Source organism: Burkholderia sp. Ac-20392 (assembly GCF_017104585.1).
Lineage (GTDB): Bacteria > Pseudomonadota > Gammaproteobacteria > Burkholderiales > Burkholderiaceae > Burkholderia > Burkholderia lata.
In genome coordinates, this window is the sequence record NZ_JAAGPB010000459.1 from 1 (window position 1) to 6,759 (window position 6,759).

The window sequence follows — 6,759 nt, forward strand, 5'->3', positions numbered from 1 at the left end:
CGGCTTCCACGCCCGCGTCCACCGCGAGCCGCAGCGCGCGCGCCAGGCCGAATTCGCCGGCCGCGGCACCGATGCTCGCTTCCGCCTGCACGGGCTTGCCCGGCAGGAAGCACGCCTTCTCGTCGTTCCAGCAGGCCTTGCCGCCCGACTGCGCGAACAGGTGCAGCACGGGGCTGAAGCCACCCGACATCGCGACGAGGTCGCACGACAGCGTCTGCAGCTTGCCGCCCACCTGGCCGTTCGAGAGCGACGCGACGTCGACCGACGATACGCGCCACTTGCCCGCCGCACCCGTCACGACCGCACCGCTCATCACCGTCACGCCCTGCCGCTTCGCGGCGGCCGGCAGCGCGCCGTTCGACGATGCGCGCGAATCGACGACCGTCACCTTCGCCCCGCACGCCTTCAGGTCGAGCGCGGTCTGGTACGCGCGATCGTTGTTCGTGAACACGACCGCGTTGCGGCCCGGCAGCACGCCGAAGCGATGCACGTAGGTGGACACCGCGCCGGCGAGCATCACGCCCGGCAGGTCGTTGTTGCCGAACACGATCGGCCGCTCGTGCGCGCCGGTCGCGAGGATCACGCGCTTCGCGCGGACCTTCCACAGCAGTTCGCGCGTACCCTTGCGCATCGACACCGGCAGGTGATCGGTCAAACGCTGCGTGACCGTCACGAGGTTGTGGTCCTGGTAGCCGAACGCGGTGCTGCGCGACAGGATCGTCACGTCGGGCAGCTTGCGCAGCTCGGCCTCGATCTTCTCGACCCACTGCAGCGCGGGTTTCGCGTCGATCTCGGCGCGGCACGACAGCAGGCTGCCGCCGAGTTCGCGCTGGTCGTCGACGAGGATCACGCGCGCGCCGGCCGTGGCCGCCGCATGTGCAGCCGCGAGGCCCGACGGGCCACCGCCGACCACGAGCACGTCGCAATGCGCGTAGCACTTGTCGTAGCGATCGGCGTCGAGCGCTTCCGGCGCCTTGCCGAGGCCGGCTGCTTCACGGATCTTCTCTTCGTACTTCGGCCACATGTTGCGCGGCCACATGAACGTCTTGTAGTAGAAGCCGGCCGGCAGGAAGCGCGACAGCTTCTGGTTGATCGCGTACTTGTCGTTCTCGAGCGTCGGCTCAGCGTTCACGCTGGACGCGACGAGCCCCTGGTACAGCTCGATCTCGGTCGCACGTGCGTTCGGCACCGTGTACGGGCCCGATTCGAGCTGCACGACAGCGTTCGGTTCCGCGACGTCAGCCGTCACGATCCCGCGCGGACGGTGGTACTTGAAGCTGCGCGCGACGAAGTGCACGCCGTTCGCGAGCAGCGCGGACGCGAGCGTGTCGCCCTGGAAGCCTTGATACGTGCGGCCGTTGAACGTGAAGGTCAACGGAATCGCGCGATTGATGCGGCCACCGGTGCCGAGGCGGTCTTTCTGGCTCATTTGCTCGTGCCCTCTTCGTGTGCGTTGCCGGCAGCTTCGCCACCGAACTTTTCGTAGCCCTTGATATCGTAGGTCACCGTGTCGCGCGTGGCCTTGAACCAGCGGCGGCAACCCTGCGCGTGCAGCCATTGCTCCTTGTGCAGCCCGCGCTTGTTCTCGCGCATGAACACGTATTCGCCCCATTCGCGGTCGGTCATGTTCTCGTTGTTCACGGGGCGCACGATGTCGGCTTCACCGCCGCACGAAAACTCGGATTCGGCGCGCGGCCCGCACCACGGACATTCGATCAGCAACATGTTTCTTTCTCCTGTGTCTGTGCGGTAGCGATCAGTGCGCGACGGCGGCAGCGCCGTGCTCGTCGATCAGGTGGCCCGTGTAGAAGCGGTCGAGCGCGAACGGCGCGTTCAGCGGATGCGGTTCGTCGCGGGCGATCGTGTGCGCGAACACCCAGCCCGAGCCGGGCGTCGCCTTGAAGCCGCCGGTGCCCCAGCCGCAGTTGAAATAGAGGCCCTTCACGTCGGTCTTGGTGATGATCGGGCACGCGTCCGGCGACACGTCGACGATGCCGCCCCACTGGCGGTTCATCCGCACCCGCGAGAACACCGGGAACATCTCGACGATCGCCTGCAGCGTGCTTTCGATGATGTGGAAGCTGCCGCGCTGGCCGAAGCCCGTGTACTGGTCGATGCCGGCGCCGATCACGAGGTCGCCCTTGTCGGACTGGCTGATGTACGCGTGCACCGCGTTCGACATGATCACCGAGTTGACGACCGGCTTGATCGGCTCGGACACCAGCGCCTGCAGCGGGTGGCTTTCGATCGGCAGGCGCACGCCGGCCATGTCGGCGAGCGTCGTCGTATTGCCGGCCGCGACCACTGCAACCTTCTTCGCCTTGATGAAGCCCTTCACCGTGTCGACGCCGACGACTGCACCGCCTTCGCGACGAATGCCCGTCACCTGGCAGTTCTGGATGATGTCGACGCCCGCGCGGTCCGCGCCGCGCGCGAAGCCCCAGGCCACCGCGTCGTGACGCGCCACACCTGCGCGGCGCTGGATCGATGCGCCGAGCACCGGGTAGCGGCTGTTCAGGTTGATGGTCGGCTCGATTTCCTTGATCTGCGCGGGCGTCAGGAATTCGGCGTCGACGCCGTTCAGCCGGTTCGCGTTCACACGGCGCTCGGTGTCACGCACGTCCTGCAGCGTGTGGGCCAGGTTCATCACGCCGCGCTGGCTGAACATCACGTTGTAGTTCAGATCCTGCGACAGCCCTTCCCACAGCTTCATCGCCTTCTCGTACAGCGCGGCCGATTCGTCCCACAGATAGTTCGAGCGCACGATCGTCGTGTTGCGCGCGGTGTTGCCGCCGCCGATCCAGCCCTTCTCGAGGATCGCGACGTTCGTGATCCCGTGCTCTTTCGCGAGGTAGTACGCGGTCGCGAGGCCGTGGCCGCCGCCGCCGACGATCACGACGTCGTATTCCTTCTTCGGTTCCGGGCTCTTCCACTGCTTTTCCCAGTTCTCGTGATACGAGAGGCCGTTGCGGAACAGGCTGAATATCGAGTAGCGGCTCATGTGAGTGATCCTTCGTTTAGCATTCGATGACGTTCACGGCCAGACCGCCGCGCGACGTTTCCTTGTATTTCGTCTTCATGTCGGCGCCCGTCTCGCGCATCGTCTTGATGACCGAATCGAGCGACACGTAGTGCTGGCCATTGCCCTTGAGCGCCATGCGCGACGCGTTCAGCGCCTTGATCGCGCCCATCGCGTTGCGCTCGATGCACGGGATCTGCACGAGCCCGCCGACCGGGTCGCAGGTCATCCCGAGGTTGTGCTCCATGCCGATCTCGGCCGCGTTCTCGACCTGGTCGGGCGTGCCGCCCATCACCGCGGCGAGCGCGGCGGCGGCCATCGAGCACGCGACGCCCACTTCGCCCTGGCAGCCGACTTCCGCGCCGGAGATCGACGCGGTTTCCTTGTAGATGATCCCGATCGCCGCGGCCGTCATCAGGAATTCGACGATGCCGGCTTCGTTCGAGCCCGGCACGAACTTCACGTAGTAGTGCAGCACCGCGGGAATCACGCCGGCCGCGCCATTGGTCGGCGCGGTGACGACCCGGCCGCCGGCCGCGTTCTCCTCGTTGACGGCCATCGCATACAGGTTGACCCAGTCGAGCATCGACAGCGGGTCGCGCAGCGACTCTTCCGAGCGCTCGCGCAGGCGGGCGTTCAGTTCGGCCGCGCGGCGCTTCACGCGCATCGGGCCCGGCAGGTCGCCCTCGACCTTGCAACCGCGCTCGACGCAGGCGGCCATCGTGCGCCAGATCGCGAGCAGCCCGGCGCGCACTTCGTCGGCGGGGCGCAGCGCGCATTCGTTGCGCATCATCAGCTCGGCGATCGACAGCCCGTGTTCGCGGCACTGGCGCATCAGGTCGTCGCCGGTGCGGAACGGATACGGCACCTCGACCGCCGCGCGCACGCCGTTCACGCGATCGCCGTCGCGGTTCACGACGAAGCCGCCGCCGACCGAGTAATACTCTTTCTCGACGAGCAGCTGGCCGTGCTCGTCGAAGGCCTGGAAGCGCATGCCGTTCGGGTGCACGATGCTCGTGCCGCTCATCAGCTTGCGGTAGAAGCCGATGTGCTCCTTTTCCTCGAAGCGGACGGTCTGCTTGCCGAGCAGCGACAGCGATTTCTCCGCGCGGATCGCGGCGAGCCGCGGCTCGATCAGGTCCGGATCGATCGTGTCGGGCAGGTGGCCCTCGAGACCGAGCAGCACGGCCTTGTCGGTGCCGTGGCCCTTGCCGGTCGCGCCGAGCGAGCCGTATAGTTCGACCCGCACGCGGCGCACGAAACCGAGCAGGTTCGCGTCCTCCACGTGCGACGCGAAGCGGCACGCGGCGATCATCGGGCCGACCGTATGCGAACTGGACGGGCCGATGCCGATCTTGAACAGGTCGAAGACGCTGACGTTCATCTGGCTTCCTCTGGGTGAGACACACGTGAAATGACGTTGGCGCCAGTACATCAAAGCGTAAAATCGGCCGATAGAACAAAAACGGCATCGGCGTGGGATAACGCCGCCAAGCGCCACTTCGGCAGCCCCGAAAGTGCGTTTTGGCGATGGTTGGCGACGGAAAACCACAAGTCGGGCCGGAACCGATCAGCGACGCTGGCTACATCAGCGCCACCTGGCCCCGCCCGACTGCCGTACCCGCATCACCCGTATCAACAGACTGAGTGAGACCGCCCGCCCGGCGTGAAGAGATTGGCCGCGATGACAACCGACGTACCCGCTTCCCCCCTCGCAGAACCCGCGCCGCGGCGTATCCGCTTCGGCATCGTGCTGCTGCCGAACTTCACGCTGACGGCCTTCTCGGGCTTCGTCGACATGCTGCGGCTGTCGGCGGACGACGGCGACTACAGCAAACCCGTGCGCTGCGCGTGGAGCGTGATCGGCGAGACCCTCGCGCCGGTGCGCGCGAGCTGCGGGATCCAGATCACGCCGTGGGAAACGTTCGACGGCGCCGAGCCGTTCGACTATGTGGTGGTGGTGGGCGGGCTGCTGCATTCGGGGCCGCAGGCGGGCCCCGAGACGCTCGACTTCATCCGCCGCTCGGCGGCAGGCGGCGCGACGGTCGTCGGCATCTGCACCGGCGTGTTCACGCTGATGCGTGCCGGCGTGCTCGACGGCTACCGCACCTGCGTGAGCTGGTTCCACTACTGGGATTTCATCGAGCGCTTTCCGGCTGCCGACCCCGACCTGCTGATCGCCGACCGGCTGTTCGTGATCGACCGGCGCCGCATCACCTGTTCGGGCGGCCGCGCGTCGATCGACGTCGCCGCCGCGATCCTGCTGCGCCATTTCGATCACGCGACCGTGCAGAAGGCGCTGCGCATCCTGCTGGTCGGCGAGATGCAGAAAGGCAATGCGCCGCAACCGCATCCGCCGGGCCTCGAGCCGGCGACGCACCCGAAGGTCAAGCGCGCGATTCTCCTGATGGAACAGCATGTCGGGCGCGCGCTGTCGCTCGACGAGCTCGCGAGCAAGCTCGATTTGTCGACGCGGCAGCTCGAGCGGCTGTTCAAGGCGGAAACGGGCAAGAGCCCGCAGGCGTTCGCGAAGCAGGTGCGGCTGCGCACGGCCGCGTGGCTGCTGACGAGCTCGGACCGCACCGTGGCCGATATCGCATCGAGCTGCGGGTTCGCCGATGCGTCGCACCTCGGGCGCGAGTTCCGCAAGCAGTTCGGCGTGCCGCCGGCGACTTATCGGGAACGCGGCGGGGAAGCGGCGGAAGCCGGCGCCGCAATCGCGGCAGACCCCGTCGAGGACATCGCCGACTGACGGCGACGGGCCCCCGCCCCCTTTCCAGCTGATCGCGAAACGACACTCGAACGCATCGGTTTCGGCTCATTTGGAACCGGTTTCAATCAATTTAACCGCCGTTGCTCGCCGTTAACCGAGGGTTATCCCGGATGCTGTCACACATTCAAATTTGTATGATGACCACATAACCTGACAAACCAGAGCACCATGTTCGAGAAAATTCCCGCCCGTGCGATGAGCGACCATGTCGCGCAGCAACTGCTCAAGCAGATCGAAGTCGGCAGTTTCTCCGCCACCGGCAAGCTGCCGACGGAGGCCGTGCTCGCGCAGGAATTCGGCGTGAGCCGCACCGTGATTCGCGAGGCGATCTCGCGGCTGAAGAACGAGGGCGTGGTCGAGCCGCGCCAGGGCAGCGGTGTGTACGTGAACCAGCACGGCGCGATCCGGCCGCTGCGGATCGACTACGCGGAGGCAGTCGAGGCCACCTCGCTGCCGCACCTGCTCGCGGTGCGCCGCGCGATCGAGGCCGAGGTCGCGGCCGAAGCGGCGTTGAATCACACCGATGACGATATGGCCGACATCGACGAGGCGCTGCGCAAGATCGACGATGCGGTGGCCGAAGGGCGCGACGGCGTCGCGGAAGACGTCGCGTTCCATCGCACGATCGCGGCCGTCACCGGCAACCCGTATTTCCTGAAGACGCTGCAGTTCCTGAACCAGTACCTCGAAGCCGGCGTGAAGGTTACGCGGCGCAACGAAGCAACGCGCGAGGACTTTTCGCGCCAGGTACGCGAGGAGCACGCAGCGATCGCCGACGCGATCCGTGCGCGCGACCCGATGGCCGCACGCAACGCGGCACGCACGCACATGTACAACGCCGCCCGCCGTCTCGCGGAAGCCGGCATTTGCTGAAGCCCGCGGCCGCAGCCTCCGCAGGCGCCGCCGCTGTCACGAACCTCTCCCGAATCGATCAAGGTTGACCATGTCACGAAATGTTGGAGTCATC

General features: G+C 66.7%; 6 protein-coding genes. 2 read left to right on the plus strand and 4 right to left on the minus strand.

Translation table 11 applies throughout. From position 1 onward, the window contains the following. From G3N99_RS31910 to G3N99_RS31925, 4 genes are all read right to left on the minus strand, one after another. Nucleotides 1-1,429: 2Fe-2S iron-sulfur cluster-binding protein (locus tag G3N99_RS31910; RefSeq protein WP_206124373.1), on the minus strand; the 1,429-nt coding region annotated here is incomplete at its 3' end. Beyond that, entirely contained in the window at nt 1,426-1,725 is a 300-nt protein-coding gene (locus tag G3N99_RS31915; protein WP_011354096.1) for a sarcosine oxidase subunit delta, read from the minus strand. The genes G3N99_RS31915 and G3N99_RS31910, both read right to left, overlap by 4 nt. A gap of 31 nt (nt 1,726-1,756) precedes the next feature. After that, nucleotides 1,757-3,001 carry a sarcosine oxidase subunit beta family protein gene (locus G3N99_RS31920; protein ID WP_006480591.1) on the minus strand — a complete coding sequence of 415 codons (1,245 nt, stop codon included), beginning with the start codon at nt 2,999-3,001 and terminating at the stop codon, nt 1,757-1,759. A 16-nt stretch (nt 3,002-3,017) separates the two neighbouring features. Beyond that, complete coding sequence (locus tag G3N99_RS31925) at nt 3,018-4,403, minus strand: L-serine ammonia-lyase (protein WP_043180619.1); 1,386 nt, start codon at nt 4,401-4,403, stop codon at nt 3,018-3,020. Between the two features lie 300 nt (nt 4,404-4,703). On the opposite strand from G3N99_RS31925, the gene G3N99_RS31930 reads away from it, so the two are divergent. Further along, the gene (locus G3N99_RS31930; RefSeq protein WP_174936276.1) at nt 4,704-5,771 is read left to right on the plus strand and encodes a GlxA family transcriptional regulator; all 1,068 of its coding nucleotides are present in this window, start codon (nt 4,704-4,706) and stop codon (nt 5,769-5,771) included. Between the two features lie 189 nt (nt 5,772-5,960). Further along, nucleotides 5,961-6,665 carry a FadR/GntR family transcriptional regulator gene (locus tag G3N99_RS31935; RefSeq protein WP_206124374.1) on the plus strand — a complete coding sequence of 235 codons (705 nt, stop codon included), beginning with the start codon at nt 5,961-5,963 and terminating at the stop codon, nt 6,663-6,665. The last annotated feature ends 94 nt before the right edge of the window (nt 6,666-6,759 follow it).